16 protein-coding genes are annotated in these 19,716 nt (G+C 49.2%); 5 read left to right on the top strand and 11 right to left on the bottom strand.

What is annotated here, in order from left to right; all coding sequences use genetic code 11:
- Window positions 1-7 precede the first annotated feature (7 nt).
- The 11 genes from G8759_RS13205 to G8759_RS13160 form a co-directional block, all read right to left on the bottom strand.
- Entirely contained in the window at window positions 8-1,444 is a 1,437-nt protein-coding gene (locus G8759_RS13205; protein ID WP_167208651.1) for an MOP flippase family protein, read from the bottom strand.
- 5 nt (window positions 1,445-1,449) lie between these two features.
- Window positions 1,450-2,775 carry a GumC domain-containing protein gene (locus G8759_RS35695; RefSeq protein ID WP_197933125.1) on the bottom strand — a complete coding sequence of 442 codons (1,326 nt, stop codon included), beginning with the start codon at window positions 2,773-2,775 and terminating at the stop codon, window positions 1,450-1,452.
- Entirely contained in the window at window positions 2,763-3,674 is a 912-nt protein-coding gene (locus G8759_RS35690; protein ID WP_197933124.1) for a GumC domain-containing protein, read from the bottom strand. The genes G8759_RS35695 and G8759_RS35690 overlap by 13 nt, the downstream gene beginning before the upstream one ends.
- 5 nt (window positions 3,675-3,679) lie before the next feature.
- Window positions 3,680-4,507: a TolC family protein gene (locus tag G8759_RS13195; RefSeq protein ID WP_232074240.1), complete on the bottom strand. Its 828-nt coding sequence runs from the start codon at window positions 4,505-4,507 to the stop codon at window positions 3,680-3,682.
- 95 nt (window positions 4,508-4,602) lie between these two features.
- Complete coding sequence (locus tag G8759_RS13190) at window positions 4,603-5,829, bottom strand: glycosyltransferase (protein WP_167208649.1); 1,227 nt, start codon at window positions 5,827-5,829, stop codon at window positions 4,603-4,605.
- Window positions 5,816-7,312, bottom strand: coding sequence for an O-antigen ligase family protein (locus tag G8759_RS13185; RefSeq protein ID WP_167208647.1), 1,497 nt, complete (start codon window positions 7,310-7,312; stop codon window positions 5,816-5,818). Before G8759_RS13185 ends, G8759_RS13190 begins: the two co-directional genes overlap by 14 nt.
- 21 nt (window positions 7,313-7,333) lie before the next feature.
- Entirely contained in the window at window positions 7,334-8,524 is a 1,191-nt protein-coding gene (locus tag G8759_RS13180; RefSeq protein ID WP_167208645.1) for a glycosyltransferase family 2 protein, read from the bottom strand.
- Between the two features lie 24 nt (window positions 8,525-8,548).
- Window positions 8,549-9,499 carry a glycosyltransferase family 2 protein gene (locus tag G8759_RS13175; RefSeq protein WP_167208643.1) on the bottom strand — a complete coding sequence of 317 codons (951 nt, stop codon included), beginning with the start codon at window positions 9,497-9,499 and terminating at the stop codon, window positions 8,549-8,551.
- Window positions 9,478-10,647: a sugar transferase gene (locus G8759_RS13170; protein ID WP_167208641.1), complete on the bottom strand. Its 1,170-nt coding sequence runs from the start codon at window positions 10,645-10,647 to the stop codon at window positions 9,478-9,480. The genes G8759_RS13175 and G8759_RS13170 overlap by 22 nt, the downstream gene beginning before the upstream one ends.
- Window positions 10,648-10,688: 41 nt before the next feature.
- Entirely contained in the window at window positions 10,689-11,090 is a 402-nt protein-coding gene (locus G8759_RS13165; RefSeq protein ID WP_167208639.1) for a response regulator, read from the bottom strand.
- Between the two features lie 450 nt (window positions 11,091-11,540).
- Window positions 11,541-12,329 carry a rhamnogalacturonan acetylesterase gene (locus G8759_RS13160; RefSeq protein WP_167208637.1) on the bottom strand — a complete coding sequence of 263 codons (789 nt, stop codon included), beginning with the start codon at window positions 12,327-12,329 and terminating at the stop codon, window positions 11,541-11,543.
- A 361-nt stretch (window positions 12,330-12,690) separates the two neighbouring features.
- Between G8759_RS13160 and G8759_RS13155 the strand changes: the two genes are divergently transcribed.
- From G8759_RS13155 to G8759_RS13135, 5 genes are all read left to right on the top strand, one after another.
- The gene (locus G8759_RS13155; protein WP_167208635.1) at window positions 12,691-14,985 is read left to right on the top strand and encodes an efflux RND transporter permease subunit; all 2,295 of its coding nucleotides are present in this window, start codon (window positions 12,691-12,693) and stop codon (window positions 14,983-14,985) included.
- A gap of 72 nt (window positions 14,986-15,057) precedes the next feature.
- A complete protein-coding gene (locus G8759_RS13150) occupies window positions 15,058-15,756 on the top strand; it encodes a response regulator transcription factor (protein ID WP_167208633.1) in 699 nt (232 codons plus the stop codon).
- Window positions 15,757-15,803: 47 nt separating this feature from the next.
- Window positions 15,804-17,171 (top strand): sensor histidine kinase, encoded by a 1,368-nt coding sequence (locus G8759_RS13145; RefSeq protein ID WP_167208631.1) that lies wholly within the window; start codon window positions 15,804-15,806, stop codon window positions 17,169-17,171.
- A gap of 104 nt (window positions 17,172-17,275) precedes the next feature.
- Window positions 17,276-18,562, top strand: coding sequence for a TolC family protein (locus tag G8759_RS13140; RefSeq protein WP_167208629.1), 1,287 nt, complete (start codon window positions 17,276-17,278; stop codon window positions 18,560-18,562).
- Between the two features lies 1 nt (window position 18,563).
- Window positions 18,564-19,652 carry an efflux RND transporter periplasmic adaptor subunit gene (locus G8759_RS13135; RefSeq protein ID WP_167208627.1) on the top strand — a complete coding sequence of 363 codons (1,089 nt, stop codon included), beginning with the start codon at window positions 18,564-18,566 and terminating at the stop codon, window positions 19,650-19,652.
- Window positions 19,653-19,716: the final 64 nt, after the last annotated feature.

Genomic DNA, 19,716 nt, shown 5'->3' with positions numbered 1-19,716 from the left:
GCATAGATTAACTGGCTTTCCCGAACGTTTTCAGTTCGGCAAGTGGGTACTTAAATCGGATTGTCAGGGTTATATAAATCAATGCCCCGATTGCTATCTGTGCAATGGTATTAAACACATTGATCGAGTCTGCGTAGAATTTATAAAGCTCAATGGCTCCCACCATAAGCAGGCAGAAGAGAACCGGCTTGGCTATATTCTGCGCAAACTCACGCATGAAGGGGCCAATAAGGGAATGAACAATGCGGAAGTTAATGAGCAAATTAGCTAAAGTGGCCAGTAAAAAAGCCGAAGCAATGCCAACCACGCCCCAATACTGAGCCAGCACATACACGAGCGGTATCTTGATAAACAGCGTAATCACGTTCAGGTAAAAGAGTAGTTTCGGTTTTCCTTTCGAAAAAGCCAGCGTGAAAAGCGGATTGCTCAGCGAAGAGAAAATGCTCACGAAAACAAAAATCCGGATAAGCAGGATCGTTGGTTCCCAACCAGGTCCATAAAATAACGGCACTACGCTATCGGCCGTGATAAACAAGCCTGCCAGCAACGGCAGATTGATATAACTAAGCAAATCCAGAATGGTCAGGTACGATTTTTTAAGTTCATCCGCATCGCCTTTAAGACGGGCTAAAATGGGATAGGCCACTTGCAGAATAATCGGACTGAGCCGCGTAATGGGAAAAACAGCCAGTTGAGAAGCCAGTGTATAATAACCTAAGGGCTTCACTCCAAGCATTCCGCCCACCAGAATATTGTCAGAATTGGCCTGAATGAAGCCAACAATACCATCGCCTACATTATAGAGCCCAAATCGCAGGTGGTCTTTGATCAAGTTCAAATCAAATTTCAGTATCGGCGAAAACAGCTTCAGTCCATACACCATCTGAAGGGCCGACTTAGCCGCCTGCTGTGCCAGTTGCCCATAAATCAGCGACAGTTCGGCGAAGCCCGTGTAGGCCAGCACGATGGTAACGGCTGTTCCGGCAACAGTGCCTGTAATATCGATACTGGCTACCGCCTTGAATCGTAACTCTTTCTGGAGTAGAAACAGGTAAATCTGCCCAACGTAGACAATGATGAAGTACAGCGACGATAGCTTGATGACCTTTTCCAGCCGCGGCTCCTTGTAGTACGCAACAACCAGTGGCCAGCTAAAGAATACCACGACACCAATGAACAGACCAAGCCCCAGATTCAACAGATAGATTGTCGACAATACTTCCCGGTCTTCTTCCTGCTTATATATGATGGAATTGGAGAATCCGAGATTGGCAAAAATGCCAAAAAAAGCGATCATAAGCGTGCTGACGCTAACGATTCCAAAGACCGACGGCTCCAGCAACCGGGCCAGAATGGCTACCTGACCAAACTGAAACACGGTGGAAATAGCCGTCGATGTACTCATCCACTTACCGCCACTAATCGCCTGTTGCTTATGACTCATTTGGGTTACCGATCAAGAACTTTTTCGTTTGCTGATGTGCCAGCGATTACTTCATTCGGCTCTGCATATCGTTTGGTCCGAACAATTCCCTGCTGAATGTCACCGACAGTTGGCGCATCTATGTCGCCCCCTTCTACTTTATTTAGAGCGATCAGCACCGGGTGCTTGGCAGCTTTGGCATATAGGCCAAATAATTGCTTGTCCCGTCGGCCCCAGAGTGTATGAACCGCCAGCACCATCAGTGAAACAGCGCTCCGATTGACCAAATGTAGTGGAATCGGGCTACCAACGAGCGCAGGCAACTCCAGAATTACCTTGTTGAATGAGTTGATTGACAGGGCAGGCTCACCCGCCAGTAAATCTTCGGGCTCCCTTATATTCATGAAATTGGGATGCAGATCGTATGGAAAAAAGGCAATGTTATCCTGTTCAAACTTCTTATCGTTATCGGTCAGACGCGGATAGAAATAGGCTACATGTTCGCCCGATTCGGCATAAAGCCGGGCCAGACCATGCGCAAACCAGGTTTTCCCCTGCTTCGACCGCATGCTGAACAAGGTAATCAACGGTGGCTGTGCCGAAACGCGCCGGTGTTCTATTTCAATGTTGATGGCATTGCCCAACTGTTCGAACATGCTAACGGCAGCACGGCTCGCCTTTGAATTGACGGCAAACTTTTTCACGGTTGGGAATACGGCCGTAACCGGGCTACCGATCCGCTGTTCGGCCTGTTCCAGAGTATTGATACGCTTATCGGCCCAGAAGCGCAGGGCAGCCAGCAGCAGGGCAATCACAAAACCAGCCCCAGCACCGATCAGGACGAAAAGCAAACGTTTGGCCGGTTTTGGCGAAAAGGGGAATCCGGGCGGGTCCAGCACCGATAATGATCCGTCAATGGCAATGTCCTGTCGATGCGTTGTGGCCTGATTAAGTGATTGAACCAAGCTAAGGTATTCTTTTTCTGCAACCGTCATGTCGCGGGTAAGTTGCCGTTGTTCAGACTCCAGCGGAGTAAACGTTGTTGATTCTTTCTGATAATCGTCCAGCCGTTTTTTTACCACATCCATCCGGGCTCCAGATTCCTCAAACTCCAGCACTTTAGCCAGCCACTCATTCACCAGTTTTAGTTTTGGAACCGACTCGGAGGTATTATCGGCGGCAAAATAGTTCTGGGCAATCTGTTTCAAATCAGCCGACGCCTGATCAATCTTCGCCTGATACCGGTCCAGTACGGCCTGCGGCTGGTTGTTGGTCCGGGCATTGATCAACTGCGCTTCGGCCTCGGTCAGTTCAGCCTGCTTATCGGTTAGCGCGGTATTTATCTTGAGCAAACTCCCCCCTGCGTCATCCGCTGACTCAGGGCATCCATGGCGGCTTTAGCTGCCCGATTTCGCATCACTTCGTCATTATATTCCGTAACTAAAGCCTCACGGGTTACGGACCGGGTCTTCAGTTCATCTTCAAAGTTCAGTACGTTATGCTGAACGTTAAACGCCCGAAGTTTCGATTCGGCATTATCAAGCAGTTTTTTGGCCTGCTTTGCCTTTTCGTCGTAATACTTGACCACCGGATTGGTTTCGCCACTTTTCAGCGATGTGTAACGCTGGTTCAGTTCCGTAATGGCCAGCGTCAATGTTTGCTGCGCAACCGCCGGATCTTCGGCTTCGTATTCAAGGTCAAGCATATCACTGCCATTTCGGCGGTTTGCTTTCAGTTTTTTGCTGATATGCTCGGGTGAATAATCCGAATCTGATTCCAGAATCAGCTTTCTGATCGGATTATCGGTCTGGCTCTGAGCGAGACTATCGATCCGCATGCGTGTATACTCAGGATCGCCCGCCCGCACTAACGACTGGCGCAAACTGGCGGGTATGGCTCGCTGCAACTCCTGAAAACTGGCCGCCGACAGTTGCTTTTCGGTTGGCTTTGTAAGCTGTAGATGCTGACTCAACAGATTAACGCCCACGTGATAGAGGGTCTGATTCGAGTTGAGCGTTGTCAGAATATTGTCAAAAGCATTGCTGACAGCGGCATAATCAGCCTGAAAACCTTCCTGTGCAGAGCGCAGTGAATAGCCTGATGTAAAGCCGGTATAGAGCGTTGCTTTGGTTTCATAAATCCGGGTTTCATTCCGCATGAAATAGTAGACCGCTCCTGCCGCCAGGCATGGGAACAGAATAAACCAGATGAGATGCTGCTTCAGAAGCCGCCCGAGTCCTTGGAGTGTCATATGGCTTAGTTGCGTTTCAGTTGTTGAATAGGTACTCCAACGAATAATTCAAGTGCATACATGCTCTTGATGAACTGGGTTTTAGCCTGTTCAACGGTTGTGCGGGTTTCGGCGTAGCGGTTGCTATTGAACGCGTGGGTTTCGGGTGTGATCTTTCCTTTCTGCAATTCTACTTCTGCAATTCGGTAGGCAGCCAGCGATGCCTGATCGTCGCGCAACCGGATTTGCAGAACGCGCTGAGACAGAATCAGATCCTGATACATATTGAATAAATCGCGTTTTAGCTGAATTTCGGCGGTTCGCTTTCGTTCCTGCGTAGCTTCATAATTAGCCCTGGCCAGTCGAATCTGCTGGGGACGCCCAAATAAATCATGAATACTGATCGATACGTTAACCCCAGCCCGGTAACCATTGGAAATCTGCCCTAACTGGTCGGTCACATTGGTCCCCGTTGACAGAATCGCCTGATTGCCTGTCGAATAATTGGCAAACCCGTTCAGATTCTGTAAGATCTGAAGTTTGGCGAGTTGGTAGGCCGCTAATTGCGAATTGGAGACAGCACTCTCAAATTTCACGGATGGCGCATAGGTTAATGCCAGTTTATACATCTCCTCAAACGGGATTAACTGCTGGGCAATATCCTTGTGAAAATCAAAAGGCATGCTATCAACAGGGACACCATCGGCGGGCGTTGCCAATGGTTTTACCGGGGTCGTTTGTGCAGGAACCGTTCCCTGACTATAACTTATCGTATACGCCGTGGCCAACAAAACCAGCCCCAGCATACACTGTCGGCCAAAGTGGGTAAGTCGGTCTATCTTAAACTTCTTCATGTTGTTCGCTGTCGAAAAAAAAACTATTCTTTTTAGTCTTCAGTGGACGGCAGGCCATTTGCAATATCAACTGAATGCTGCCTGGTCCAGACTGTCTACTGCCTGCTGTCAACAGACGGCTGCCCACTGAAAACGGCTTTTGGCATCTGCTGAATAACAGCCTCAAATTCGTAAGCACGTCGCTCCCAGGAGTTCGCCTGAGCCGTTTCGACCCGTTGCTGTACTCGTTGGGGGTCTGTGTCGGCAAGTGCCCGCCGAATGGCTTCCGCAAAAGCATGGGGCGTATCGGCTAATTCGATAATACCAGCAAAATCGTCGAGTATCGAAAAGGGTGTTGACACCACCGACAGGCTAGCCGCCAGGTACTCGTTAATTTTCAGTGGATAAATCGTATACGTATGTTTGTTACAGACAAACGGAATGAGGCCTACCCGCCACTTGGCCAGCAACGGCGGCAGTTCGTCAGGCTGATGGGGTGGAATGAAGGTGACATTCGGAAAAATCCGCAATCGTTCAGGTAATTGAGGTTCGTGGACTTCGCCGATAAACTGGAACTCGACATCAGGCATGGTTCGGGCACAATACTCCATAATGTCAATGTTGACCCGATTATCCGCCGATCCAAGATAGCCTACAACCGACTTTTCGGGTGGGTGTTGCTGAGCCAGCAGCCGGGTCTGATTGAATAGTTCAAAATTGGCCCCGTTCTTGACACAGAATGTGTTCGGCTGTTGTGCTGATTTATCCTGACGCAAGGTTTCTGAGGTGGCAATGACCGCATCGACCCGCCGGAGATACGCTTCTTCGTACCGATACCCGTGCCGACTCATCCAGTCACCAGCGGTTGTAATCTCATCGAAACAGTAATAGATTGTTGCACACTCATTCAGTTTCCCCAAAAGTGGCAAACCAATAACCGGATTAAACGCATTGATAACCAGCGGCCGATGCATATTTAGCCGACGCATCACATCACGCACACCACTAGCCAGCCGGTCGGTATTCCAGTGAAGCATCTGATCGTGTGGGCGAGCCGCCAGCCAGTTGAGTGGAAGCATGACGGGAGGTGTCCAGACATAGAGCTCCCCTCCATGTTCGGTCGGTATTTTGGCCAACGGGTTATTCAAATGCATGATTTTCCGAACCGGAATATCCTGTCGGCCAGTCATTCCCTGCGCCAGATCCTTAACCGTATACAGATAATCGACAAACAATACCCGATGGCGAGCCGAAAGCTCTGTCATAAGTTGCACGACAGCCTTCTGAAAATCGCCTTTCCAGGATGTTTGCGCAATGCAGATGATACTATCAAATTGCTTCATAGTGGAGGGGTGCGGGTAAAGGTTGATCTATTTCTGAATCGGATGTTTCGGGTTTTGTGTCCCACCGGTAACTGGTGGCAATAAGAATGGTACTGATAAAGACGACACTATTGGTTGGAAACTGGCCCAGCACCGGATTGGAATAGCCCATTACAGCAATACCGAAAAATTCGGCCAGAAAACCGTACATCACTTTAATCATCCACGGATCCTTGAGCCGCCACACCTGATAGACCCCAACACCAGCCAGGCCAGTCAGCATCAGGATATAGAGCGCTACCCCAACCCGCCCGGTCTCGATCCAGAGTTCGACATACCAGCTGTCCGGGGGAATTTGCGCGGCCCAGTGCCAGGGCGAAAACCGGGCGCCCATATCGGTGGATGTACCAATACCAGCTCCAAATGGCAGATCCTGCAGGTACGTACGCAGCTTTGCCTGATTTTGAAGCCGTAGTATAAATGAAGGATCGTTCATGGGCGTCAACGCTGAGCGCATTCGCTGAACCTGATAGTTGGAACTGCCTACGCTGGTGTACATCAGGAGCAAAAACAAGGGTACGGCAAAGGCAACGCCAATGATTAACTTCGTAAAATCCCGTTTCAGAATCAGATAGAAAGGAAATCCGGCGAGCAGGACAAACAAGGCGCTACGTGTTCCCGAAACAGCATAGCCCCAGAAGAAAACCAGCGTTAACAGGGCGTAGGCTACTTTATAGTGTACTTTTTTCTCTTCAAAAACGCGAATGAGCGCGACCAGTGTAGCCCCGGCCATTTCGGCCCCAAATTGAGCTGCATCGGAGTAAAACGAAAAAGCGCGAAGTTGCCCGAAAAGCAGGTGCGTTTTGGCATTATTCCCGGAATATAACCAGGCCAATTCGTCGGGCGACAGGCCAATGTATTGCTGCTTGAAGGACCAGAGCGCAGCCAGAAACGACCAGATCAGCCAGGAATTTACAAAAATACGAACATCTTTCCGGGTGATAGGGGCTACCAGAACCATACAGGCCACCAGAAACCAGTGTAGCGAAAAAGCCCGAACATGAAAAAACCAGGCTGGACGGTACGGGGCTTCCGGGTTAAACAATTCAATGACGGTATACAGAAACCAGATGGCCACCAGCAAGAAAGCCGGACTTCGTAACCGACTCCACTCCATGCGCTGTCCATTCAGAAACAGGCTAAATAAGGTCAGTGCCAGTACCCCATCGACCAGTAAACCAGCCGGAACGGAAACATGCACGAAACGCGCAAAACCGACAATAAAGCAAAGCTGAAGGTATAGAAACAAGCCAAAACGGGGTTCCAGAAACACCAGGATCAGCAGCCCCAGCAACAGGGGCGCCAGAATAGCCAGCACAGCCCCTGCCCCACCAAGCTTACTGATCAGGTAACCAGCCCCAACCGTGTAAAGCCCACCAGCGAGGCTATACAACCAAAATTGGTTCGATGATCGATTGCTCAGTGAAAAAATGGATTGTGCCATGCCCTGTACACTCAAAAGCGATTAAATAAGCGCGTCCACTGCGTTGGCCCGACGAACTTTCTCCCACGTTCCTGATTGGTTACCACGCAAATAGCGGGCCAAACCGGCCAGTGCACATACATTCATAAACGTGAAATAGAACGGCACAAAAACGATTTTCCAGCGCAGTTGACGTTTTTCCAGGATGTATCCCAGCCAGGCGGCCCCGTAGAACAGAACCTGTGCCGCCAGCAACACGCCCCAACCCGATGCCCAGCCATCACGAATGACCAATCCGATGTTGAGCAATAAAATCAGTGGCAGGCAGATGGGGGTAACGGCCCAGCGCATCACCCGGTGCGAAACATATTCGAACGTGAGCAGTCCATGACGGAACGGATTCAGCAGGTTTTTCAACCAGACCATCGATTGGAAGCCGCCTGCCGCAATTCTGATTTTCCGCTTTTGCTCATCGATGATGGAAAACGAAGGCCGTTCGAGCGCATAAGCCTCTGGCTCATAGGCGACCCGATAACCCCGTTCTGCAATCAGAAGCGAAATCATAAAATCATCCAGAATCGTATCCGGTGATACGGGTTCATACAACTCGGTACGAACAGCAAACAATTCTCCGGCAGCGCCAACGATGGTGTGCAGCTCGGCATCCCATTTTTTCAGTTGAGACTCATACTTCCAGTAAAGACCCTCTCCCGAACCAGCCGCCGATTCGCTGTCGGCGGTCTGAATTCGCTTTTCTCCGGCAACGGCTCCAACCTTAGGATCACGGAAGTGACGCACAATATTTTTGACGGCGTCCAGATTGAGCTGCGTATTGGCATCTGTGAAAATGACGATGGGCGTTTGAATCTGCTGCATCGCCCGATTCATAGCCGCCACTTTGCCGCGCCGTTCGCTACCGCCCAGAATCTCGACGGCATTGCCATACGTAGTGCGCAGGTAGGCGTCTGAATTGTCCGTTGACCCTTCGGTCACAAATAGGAAACGAATGTGTTCACGGGGGTATACCTGGCCTAACGAGTTCGCTACCTTGGCGGGCAGGCAGTCTAATTCGTTATAGGCGGGTACGATAAGCGTAACATCTGGCGTAAAATCCGGCGAATCAGCCACGGGCTGACGTTTAGGCCGCAACTTAATGAGCACCCAAACCACTACGCCATAACCCAGATAGGTGTAGAGTACAAGTCCGATACAAATCAGTAGCAGTAGTTCCATTTGATTGTCGTTCGTAAAGCCAGGTCAGGCCGTCACCGCTAGGGGTGGCGATGCTGACCTGGCTTGCTTGTTTGTGTGTTTCAGGTTCCAGATAATGGCATCTTTAATGGCCTTGAGGTAAGCCGGTTGCCAGCGAATCAGGTATTGGATGAGCGCCTTCGGAATGGCCAGGCCGAAGTAATACAGGTAAAAAACCAGCAACGGAAATCCCGTCACATTACGACGCATGAACCACAGTCGGTTTCGTGTATGATAATACACTTTCATCGGATTCATTTTCCCCACGCTCATCGATTCGCGGTGGTAAATCAGGGCTTCAGCCTGGTAATAAATCTGAAAGCCAGCCCGCCGAATCCGTGCCGACCAGTCAAGCTCTTCGTAATAAAGAAAATAGCTATCATCCAGTGAACCAACCTGTTCCAGTACGGGCTGACTAACCATCATAGCAGCACCATGCGCGAAATAAGTAGGACCCGATTGATCGTGCTGGCCTTTATCGGGTTCCATTAGTCCGATTGCCCAGGTGCGGCCCGTGTAGGAATTCAGCGGATGGTATCCTGCATACTGGATAACGTTCGGCTGGTCATAATAGCGAATCTTGGGGCAAGTAACGCCAATGGTTGAATCCCGGCGAAACGGCTCCAGCAATGTCTCCAACAGATCGGGCGTAACGATGGTATCGTTATTCAGGAAAAAGTAAAAGTCGCCTTTCGCATGCTTGAGCCCCAGGTTATTGCCACCCGAAAAGCCCAGATTATCCGGACTAACGATTACCGTCACATTCGGATAATTGCCCTGCCGAATTCGCTCAGTCGGGTTTTCCAGAGAACCATTGTCAACGACGATAATTTCAAAATTCGGATACGTCAGTTGTCGGGTAGACTCCAGCATGTCACAGGTCACCACCGCCTGATTGTAGTTGATGGTAATCAGCGAAATAAGAGGGGCCGAATCTATACGTTCTCCTTCTGCCATACTGCCTTGAGCGTTTTCAGAAGAATAAGCATATCGGTCCGAAACGAATAGCGTTTTGCATAAAGCACATCGAGCTGAATCCGCTCCAGATCCGACACCTTTGATTTGCCGCGCTTCGTAACCTGCCAGAGTCCCGTTAAGCCAGCCGGAGCAGCAAAACGGCGGGCGTAACCAATGGTGGTGAGTTTTTCGGCCTCGTAGAGTGGCAGGGGCCGATTGCCGACAAAAGACATGTCGCCCCGCAAAATATTGAATAACTGAGGGAGTTCGTCGATACTGGTGTTTCGAAGTACTTTACCCAGGCGGGTTACACGTGGATCTTCTTTAAACTTCGAGAACATCGCTTTTGCCTTCTGTTCGCGTTGATACAGTGTTTCGCAGATTTGTTTCTGGTCCATAAACAGAGGACGCTGGCACTCCGTACCGGCCAGCTGGCACTCTTCACACCGTTCGTCGGCTGGCTTTTCGGCGGCTGGTGCATTGTACATGTTCTGCGATGCCATTCCGGCCAGAAGTTGATCGGCACCGGTCTTCATCGTTCGAAATTTGTACATATCAAAAATCCGGAATCCTGTTCCGACCCGTTTAGAGCTATAGAAAACCGGCCCCTTGGAGTCAAGTTTAACCAGTATGGCTACTACCAGTAAAATAGGCGATATCAGTGTCAGGATAAACAGTGAAACACCAATGTCGAAGAGTCGCTTTCCAAGTGGAATACGAATCGACGACGACTTTGGATTGACGTAGCCACTTTGCCCGTATGCTTTTTTCTGGATCAGGTACGACAGTCGAATACGCAGCGCATCCTCCGAATAATCATGCGGAAATGCATCAATGACATGCCCATGAAAAGGGTCTACAGTCAGATCAATATTCGTTCGATCCGTCAATAGTACTACTGGCAGCTGACTGGTTGTATGCCTGGCAACCAATCCGTTCAGAAAACTGATGCTATCCAGATCATCATTATAAAGTACAAGATCGATCGGTTCGCGCCCATCTACATGTGCTAAGGCCGTCCGCCCATCGGGTACACTAATGACGTCAATCTGGGCCTGGAATGCCTCCTGAAACGACTTGACCAGTCGCTCGTCTTTTTCCACATAAAGCACCCGAAACGGCTTGACGTTTTCTTTTACTTCCTGCATGTTCGTCGGAAATTAAGGTTCGTCGTTATGTAAGGGCGAATTCAGGACAGGTCACCGGTTTGTGTTTCAATCCGACGCAACAAGCTCCTGATCTTGGTTTTAACCTCTATTGGATTGAATGGCTTCACGATATAATCGTCAGCGCCCAGTTTCAGGAATTTAATCCGTGTATCGCTATCAGAAAATGTCGACAGAATAATAATAGGTAGTTTCTGAAAGAGCGGACTAGCCCGTAACGTACGGATCAGGTCTTTACCATCCATGTGCGGCATCTGAATGTCAGACAAAATAATATCAACGGGATTTCCCTCCTCCAGCCAGCTCACGGCTTCGATCCCGTTTTCTTTTGTGGTTACTTCGAATTCATCTTTTAGCGTTTGTCGCAGCACTTTGCGAATAAACGGATCATCTTCTGCAACCAAAACGTGGTAAAGTGATTTCATTTTATAGTACGGCTAAGCTTCTGGGAGCAAACCTCCAACAAGTTATCTACTCTTATCTTTATATCGGTAAAGATAATTAAATGTTAACCGTTTTTAACATATAAAAAAATAAATATCTAACTTATCATATAACCAATTTTTCTTTTTATGCACACAAAACAATGAATAACAAATTTAAAAACTCAATTAATCTAATATTTTAACAATCCATACATATACGTAAGTTACTATTTTTTTTTATCGATAACTTAATTCGACTTTTTTTAGCACAAAATCATTTAGAAGCCAGGCAACTAATTCTTGGCAAAGCATTTATTGAGTGTTTTTACTTATGTATCCCCAAAAAGGCAATTACGCAGACAGAGATTATTTGTAAAAAAAGGTCTACTGGATGCCATAAATCAATTAGAGGCATTCAATAGACCAATGATCAACCTATTTTTACTTTTTCTATCTACTCACTACGTATTTAATCAATGGACACCCTTTAAGTTGCTGCAATCCGTCGATTACTGAGGCTGCATTGACCTTAGCTCCGGCTTCGTTTGTGTGCGTATGGTCTTTCATAAAGTAGGTGCTCTGTAAGGTCGTTGAGTCACCAACGGCATCGTATTTTTTCGCAACAAGCCCGTTCAGATCAATAAAATAGGCTCCTTCTGCTTTTGCTACATCGGCAGCCCATCTTCCATAATCGCCGGTAGATCGTACTACTTTGCCATTTTTCCAGACATTACGCGGCACTAACGACAGCACGATTGGCGTTGCCCCTTTCGCTTTGGCTTCCCGCACATAGTTCCGCATATACCAGCCGTAACTATGCACGATCTCGTGTTTTTTCGTTAGTAAATTATCGATTTCCTGAGTTTCGTCACCCGTTCCTCTGATCGTTCCACGGGCACGACTCGTATCGTTGATTGCTCCGGCATCGTTATGGCCGAACTGCATCATCACAAAATCACCGGGCTTCAGGTTAGCCATGATTTTAGTCCAGCGTCCTTCTGTCAGGAAGGTACGACTACTGCGGCCGCCAATGGCATGATTTTCAATATGTAGACGAGTTGTATCAAAAAACTCGTTTATATAGTGACCCCATCCCCACATACCTCCATCGCCTTTGTCGCCACCGTTTTTAACGGTTGAATCGCCGATGAGGTAAAGCGTTGGGCGCTGAGGTGGTACAGCCGCTAACCAGCAAAAAGCAGCCAGTACAATCAGAATAGAAAATTGTTTCCTGCGCATGAATAGGAATATAAGAAAAGTAACCGAAAGTTCCTGTCTGGGGCGCATGATTCTCTCCTGCACCCTCCTGTATTATTGGGCGAATTAGTAGGGTTCTGTACCACCGAAGCGGGTAATCATTTGTAATGTTTGATGAATCACTGAATCTTTGCACTACCGAACATAAAACCTGAGTTATCATATCAAGAGAGTTTGTCAAAATGCTCCCAAAAGGTATTTGTTCGTAAAAAAGGCCGTATTTTCTACGTGATCGGGTATCAATCCAACACTGTTGCCCGGCTTTTCGAATCAGGTACAGGCTTAGATTAACAGAAAAGACTCAGTAGTCTGGCCTGTTACCATTCTATAACATTACTCGCTTATGTGGATTTCAATTGCCCGCGGGATTTTAAAACTGCGGTTATTCTGGCTCAGCGTTCTCATTCTCGTAACAATTGCAATGGGTTATCTGGGCACTCGTCTGCAACTTTCCTACCAGATTGCCCGCGTACTGCCGTTATCAGACAGCACCCAGCAACATTATGAAGATTTCAAACGGCGCTTCGGTATCGATGGGTCGGTGATGGTAGTCGGCTGGCAGGATAAACGCTGGTTTGATTTACCCGTCTATCAGGCCTGGTACGACATGACCGAGCAGGTTCGAAAGCTGTCGGGCGTAAAAGATGCCCTGTCGACAACCCGTCTCTACACCATTGCCAAAAAAGATACGACCTGGGGCATCAATCAGGTTGTCCTGCAACGACCCCAGTCGCAACAGGAGGTCGACAGTTTGGAGAAAAAAATCCTTTCCCTGCCATTCTATGATGGATTACTCGTTAATCCTGAAGCAAAATCGACCTTGATGGCGGTATCGCTCGATGAAAAAAAACTCAACACAAAAGATCGGCTTTCCATTGTTGCCACAATCCGGAAATACGGTGATGCATTCGCCAAAAAGACCGGCGTTACCATACATTATTCAGGGTTGCCATCCATCCGAACCGAAGTTACCAAACGGGTAGCGGGTGAGATGAAACTGTTTATGGCTCTGGCGGCCGCTGTAACCGGCCTGCTGGTCTGGCTGCTGTTTCGTTCCTGGAAAGTGGTAGTTATCTCGCTCACGGTGGTATTGATGGGCGTCTGTTTTGCGCTGGGCACACTGGTTCTTTTCGGCTATGACATTACGCTGTTAACGGGTCTAATTCCTCCGCTTCTCATCGTCATTGGCGTTCCCAACTGTGTTTTTCTGATTAACAAGTACCACGCTGAATTGGCCGAACATGGTCAGAAACAACTCGCTCTGGAAAATGCCATTCGTGAAATTGGGCTGGCCTCTTTCCTGGCAAATGTAACAACCGCCATTGGGTTTGGCGTATTCTACTTCACCAACAGCCGATTACTGGTTGAATTCGGGCTGGTAGCCGCCATTTGTGTTTTAGCGGTTTACGTGATTTGCCTGTTAATGGTGCCGATTATCTTGAGCTATTTGCCCGTCCCTAAAATCCCGCAACAGGAGTCGTCGCAGATTACGGTCTGGCAAAGCATTTTAACACGCATCGACGGCTGGGTTCATCACAAGCGCCCTTTAGTCTACAGTCTGATTGCGACTATTACACTCATCAGTGCCCTGGGGCTTCCCCTGATTCGGGTGGAGGGATTCGTAGTCGATGATCTACCGAAAAACGATCCGGTATACAACGACATGCGTTTTTTTGAAGCGCAGTTTAAAGGCGCTTTGCCTTTTGAGGTAATGATCGATACCCGTAAGCCGAATGGAATTATGGCCGGAACGGGCGAAGCTCTGTATAAAATCAGGGCTATGGAACGAATCATTGGGCAATACCCTGAGTTTTCAAAGCCTCGTTCGCTGGTCGATGCCATCCGGTTTGCCTATCAGTCTTACCGTGGAGGAGCACCAAAATACTATGTACTGCCCCCTGCTATGGCCCTGCGCGACATGGTAGCGGAAGCCCCTATTGGTGCCAGATCATCATCACTGACCCGAGCCTACCTGGACAGCACAAAGCAGGTTGCCAGGGTGAGTTATCAGATGGCCGACATCGGCTCCATTCGACTGAAAGAAGTGTTGGGCAACTTACAGCCACGACTTGATTCGCTCTTCCGCGACACGAGTTATCAGGTAAGCCTGACCGGCCATAGCCTGGTATTTCTTAAAAGTAACGATTACCTGCTGGGGAATCTGTACGAAAGTCTGGGCATAGCCATTCTGCTGATTGCCCTGGTCGGTATGGTACTCTTCCGGTCAGTTCCGATCATTCTGTTGTCGAAACTTCCCTGTCTGATTCCGCTATTGGTAACGGCAGGTATCATGGGCTATGCCGACATTGCCTTCAAACCATCGACAATACTGATCTTCAGTATTGCGTTTGGGCTTTCGTCCGATGGAACGGTTTATTTCCTGACCAGCTACCGGCAGCAACTACAGCGTGGATTAGCCCCGGCTGCGGCTATTTCGGCCGCTATTCACGAAACGGGTGTTAGTCTGATTTATACGGCACTGATCCTGGCTGGCGGCTTTTCGGTCTTTGCGGCCTCTGGCTTTGGCGGCACAGCGGCTCTGGGAGTTCTGGTAGCAACCACTGTACTGATGGCTTGCCTGACAAACCTGATTCTATTACCCGCTCTGTTATTGAGCCTGAAACGGTATCGAGTGTAACTGGTTGATCATGGATAATAAATTCCGGGATTTTTATCCATCATCCAGCGTCTTTAGTCCACAATCATACTTATGTCAGCCAAAAAAATACTGATCGTTGAAGATGACCGGCGTATTGCCCAGAATATAAGCCGGGGACTTCAGGATGAAGGCTACACGACTGAGGTCGTTTATGAAGGGCTCAATGGGCGGCAGGCGGCTCTGCAACCGGGCATCGATCTACTGATTTTAGACCTGAACTTACCGGGATTAAACGGGTTTGAGGTATGTCGTTCCGTTCGGGCCGAGCGACCGACGCTACCCATCATTATCCTCTCGGCCCTTGGCGAAATCGAAGATAAAGTGGAGGGCCTGGCCCTTGGCGCTGATGATTACCTCGTAAAGCCATTCGATTTCCGGGAGCTCATTGCCCGCGTGGCCACCTGTTTCCGGCGCTTGGCCATCAGCAGTAGTATCGAGAATGAAGAAATCTGGCAGGTAGCCAATCTGACCGTAAATACTACAACCAAAGAGGTTCGTCGGGGCGACACGATCATTGATTTGACAGCCCGTGAGTTTGCGCTCCTGGAATTCATGATTCGCAACCGGGGTCGGGTATTGCCCAAAGCCGATATTGCGGAAACAGTCTGGAGCCTTAATTTTGATCCGGGTACAAACGTAGTGGAAGTGTACATCAACTACCTCCGCCGGAAAATCGACCGGGATTTCGAACCTAAACTCATCCATACCCGACCCGGTATGGGCTATGTTTTAAAGGAAGAACGAGAGTAAACAGCCTATCTCCTGTTCTCTTTCTGCCACGTACTCCTGTTGCACTTATGACGATCCGCAACCGAATCGCGCTCCAGTTTTCGTTGATTGTCGCGTCCATTCTGATCGCGTTTTCGGTGTTGATTTACTTTGTATCGGACACCTACCGCCGGGAGGAATTCTATGAACGGCTAAAAAACAAAGGACGCACAACCGTTCGATTTCTTGTCGAAGTGAACGAAGTCGACCAGAAATTGCTCAAAATCATTGACCGCAATACGCTAACGGCCCTGTTCAACGAAAAAGTGCTGGTTTTCGACGCCCGCAACCGATTGATCTATAGCAGCGTAGATGATCAGGTAATTCATTACAACGTTCACTTGCTGGACGAGGTCCGACAGCAGAAAGAAGTCGAAACATACAGTGGTGATAACGAACTGATTGGCTTACTGTATCAGCAGAATGGTCGCGATCTGGTGGTGCTGGCATCGGCTTATGATCAGTTTGGGCGAAGCAAGATGGAGAATCTTCGACTCACACTGGGCTGGGGACTCCTAGGCGGCCTGAGCATTACGATCGGTCTGGGTATTTTCTTCGCCGGTCAATCGTTGCGGCCTATCAGCCGGATTAATGAACAGGTATCGGCCATCACGGCCCGGAATCTTCGGCAACGACTCGACGAGGGTAACCGACAGGATGAAATTGCCCGACTGGCGATCAACTTCAACGATGTACTGCAACGGCTGGAACAAGCTTTTGAGCAACAGCGAAATTTTGTTTCACACGCTTCACATGAGCTTCGGACACCACTGGCTGCCTTAAAATCGGAAATTCAGCTTGGCCTGCGCCGTCCGCTCACGGTGCCGGAGCACGAAGAAGTTCTGGTTAATCTCCTGTCGGATACAGACCGGCTCATTAGCCTCACCAATAGCCTGTTGTTTCTGGCCCGTACGCTGGAGTCGATTCAGAGCGTTCCGTTCCAGCCCGTACGCACCGACGATGTCGTTTTTCTGGCTAAAGACGAACTCCTGAGCGCCAAACCAGCGTACCGGATTGAGATCGATTACGAGAATATTCCACAGGGAGAAACGGAAACGCTGGTGAATGGCAACGAAGGGTTACTCAAGCAGGTGATGCTGAATCTGTTCGACAATGCCTGCAAATACTCGCCTGATCACACGGCTCAGGTACGCATCAGTACCGACAGCCAGGTTTGCCGAATTGCGGTACATGATCATGGAATAGGCATTTCCGCCGAAGATCGTCAGCATATTTTCGAATCGTTCTATCGAGCAACCAATGCCATGAACTACGATGGTTTTGGCATTGGTTTGTCGATCTGCGCCCGAATTGTTGACCTGCACCAGGGCACACTTTCGGTCGAAAGTCAACCGAATATCGGTAGTACATTTACCGTTTCACTGCCGCATATATGAGTCTCTAATTAATTTCTAATGTATTTCTAACCCTCCCCTAAGTTATCTCTAAGTGCCCTGTAATTGGGCGGACTGACCTTTGCAAGCGTATTTAATCCAGTCAAATGCGGTTGCTGCTTTCGTTCTTCAGTTTCTTTCTTTTTGCCCAGTTAGCCCAGGGACGCCCACTGGCGTCGCAACCCTCTGCGCCAGAGGATTCATTATTTTTAACGCTCCGGCAAGCTGACAGTTTGTTCCTAAAAAACAACCTGCAACTGCTGGCTGAGCGATTCCGGATCGATGCCAGTCAGGCACAGGTCATTCAGGCAGGTCTCTACGACAACCCAACCATTACTGTTGAGCTTAGCACCTATAATAACGAGACCAGACGCCTGCTGGATGTTGGTCGTCAGGGGCAGAAAACGGTTGCCATTGAGCAGTTGCTATACACCGCAGGAAAACGCAACAAGCGTATTGGACTAGCCACAGAAGCAGCCCGCCTGACGGGTCTGGAAATGCTGGATCTGTTGCGGGGGCTTCGTTTCGATTTGCGAACCCGGTTTTATTCGATCTATTTTCAACGGCAAACACTGGCCCGGTTCGATCAGCAGCTGGCCACCCTTCAAACTACGGTAACAGCCTACGAAAAGCAGTACGAACGCAGTAATGTATCGCTCCGCGAGCTGCTCCGGCTTAAGGCGTTACTGTTTCAGCTCAGTAATGACCGAACCAGTATTGTGTTTCAACTGGCCGACGACGAGCGGGCCCTGCGGACGCTGCTGTCGGTTGATGTTTCGATTAATCCAGTGGTGGCCGAAGAAAGCCTGACTCGCTACCGTATACCGATCCAACCCGATGATTCACTCCGGCAGATGGCCCTGCGCAACCGCCCTGACCTGTTAGCAACGGCTTCACTGACGCGCCAGGCCGAATTGAATTACAATTTACAGCGGGCACTGGCGGTACCCGATGTGCGAATCGGAGGGGCTTATGATCAGGCCGGAAGTTATATTAACAATTACGTCGGCCTGTCGCTTTCGGCCGACATTCCATTTTTCAACCGCAATCAGGGCGCCATTCGGGCGGCTCGTAGCCAGATCGGTTACCAGAGCCAACTCCATCGACAACGCGCCATTCAGGTTAGTAATGAAGTTGCTACATCACTCCAGAAGGTTCGGGAAGTTGAACGACGGGTGCAGGGGCTCGAACGGCAGTTTAGTGAACAGTTCGATCAATTGAACCGGGGCGTCATTACCAACTTCCAGAAAGGCAACATCTCCCTGCTCGAATTTGTCGACATGATCGAAGCCTATAACGACAGTGTTCAACAGCTCAACCGACTGAAAGCCGACCGCGTCGGGGCCTACGAAGAACTGAATTACCTCATTGGCGAAGACTTATTTAAGGAATAAAATGAAACTTGATCGACTCCCGATTCCATTGTTCGCGCTGAGCGTATTGCTGCTTATATCGTGTGAACCCAAACCAGTCCATGAAGAAGAAAAAGCATTCAGACTGTCGGACACAATGATGAGCCGAATCAGGCTCGATAGCGTCGTGACCCAGCCCGTGCGCAATGAGTTAACCCTGGTCGGAAAGGTTGTTGCCGACGAAAATCGGGTTATCAAAGTATTTCCGCTGGTTGGCGGCAATGTCGAAGAAGTGAAAGTAGAGCTGGGCGATTATGTGCATAAGGGTCAAACGCTGGCTTCTATCCGGTCGGGCGAGGTCGCCGATCTGGAACGGCAAACAATTCAGGCGCGGTCAGATCTGCTGCTGGCCGAGAAAAACCTACGGGTCGCTCAGGATTTATTCGAAACAAAACTCACCTCCCAGCGTGAGGTCGTGTCGGCCCAGAAAGAACTGGAGCAGGCACAGGCCGAAGTGAATCGCATCACCGAAGTTTCCCGGATTTATGGTATTGGCAAATCGTCGATTTACACGGTCAAAGCACCGATTGAGGGCTACGTCATTGAAAAGAACGTCAACCGCGATATGCAACTCCGCTCCGATAATGCCGATAACCTCTTTACGATCGGGCAAATCAGCGAAGTATGGGTGCTGGCCAATGTTAACGAAAGCGACATTGGTAAAGTACGGCAGGGCATGGAAGCCTCCATTCAAACGCTCAGTTATCCGGACGAGGAATTTCGGGGGCAAGTCGATAAAATCTATACCGTTCTCGACCCGAACACGAAAGCCATGACGGTGCGTATCCGACTTAACAACAAAGCAATGAAGTTAAAGCCCGAAATGCACGCTACCGTCACGTTGCGGTATGCAGCAGGCGGGCAATTGGCAACCGTACCGGCCAGTTCCATCATTTTCGACCGGTCGAAACGTTACGTTCTGGTTTATCGGGGACGCGCCGACATCGAAACCCGTGAAGTCAATGTCCTCAAATCGCTGGGTAGCATTGCCTACATTAATCAGGGCGTAAAACCGGGCGAAAAAGTCATTTCCAAAGATCAGTTATTGGTTTACAACGCGCTAAATAACTGAGCAGAAGGCCAGGGATAGAAGAAAAAAAGACTCCCGCAGTTTTCTCTATTCCCTGGCCCTCTGC

This window comes from Spirosoma aureum (assembly GCF_011604685.1).
Classification (GTDB): Bacteria; Bacteroidota; Bacteroidia; order Cytophagales; family Spirosomataceae; genus Spirosoma; species Spirosoma aureum.
This window is presented reverse-complemented; position numbering and strand designations above follow the sequence as displayed.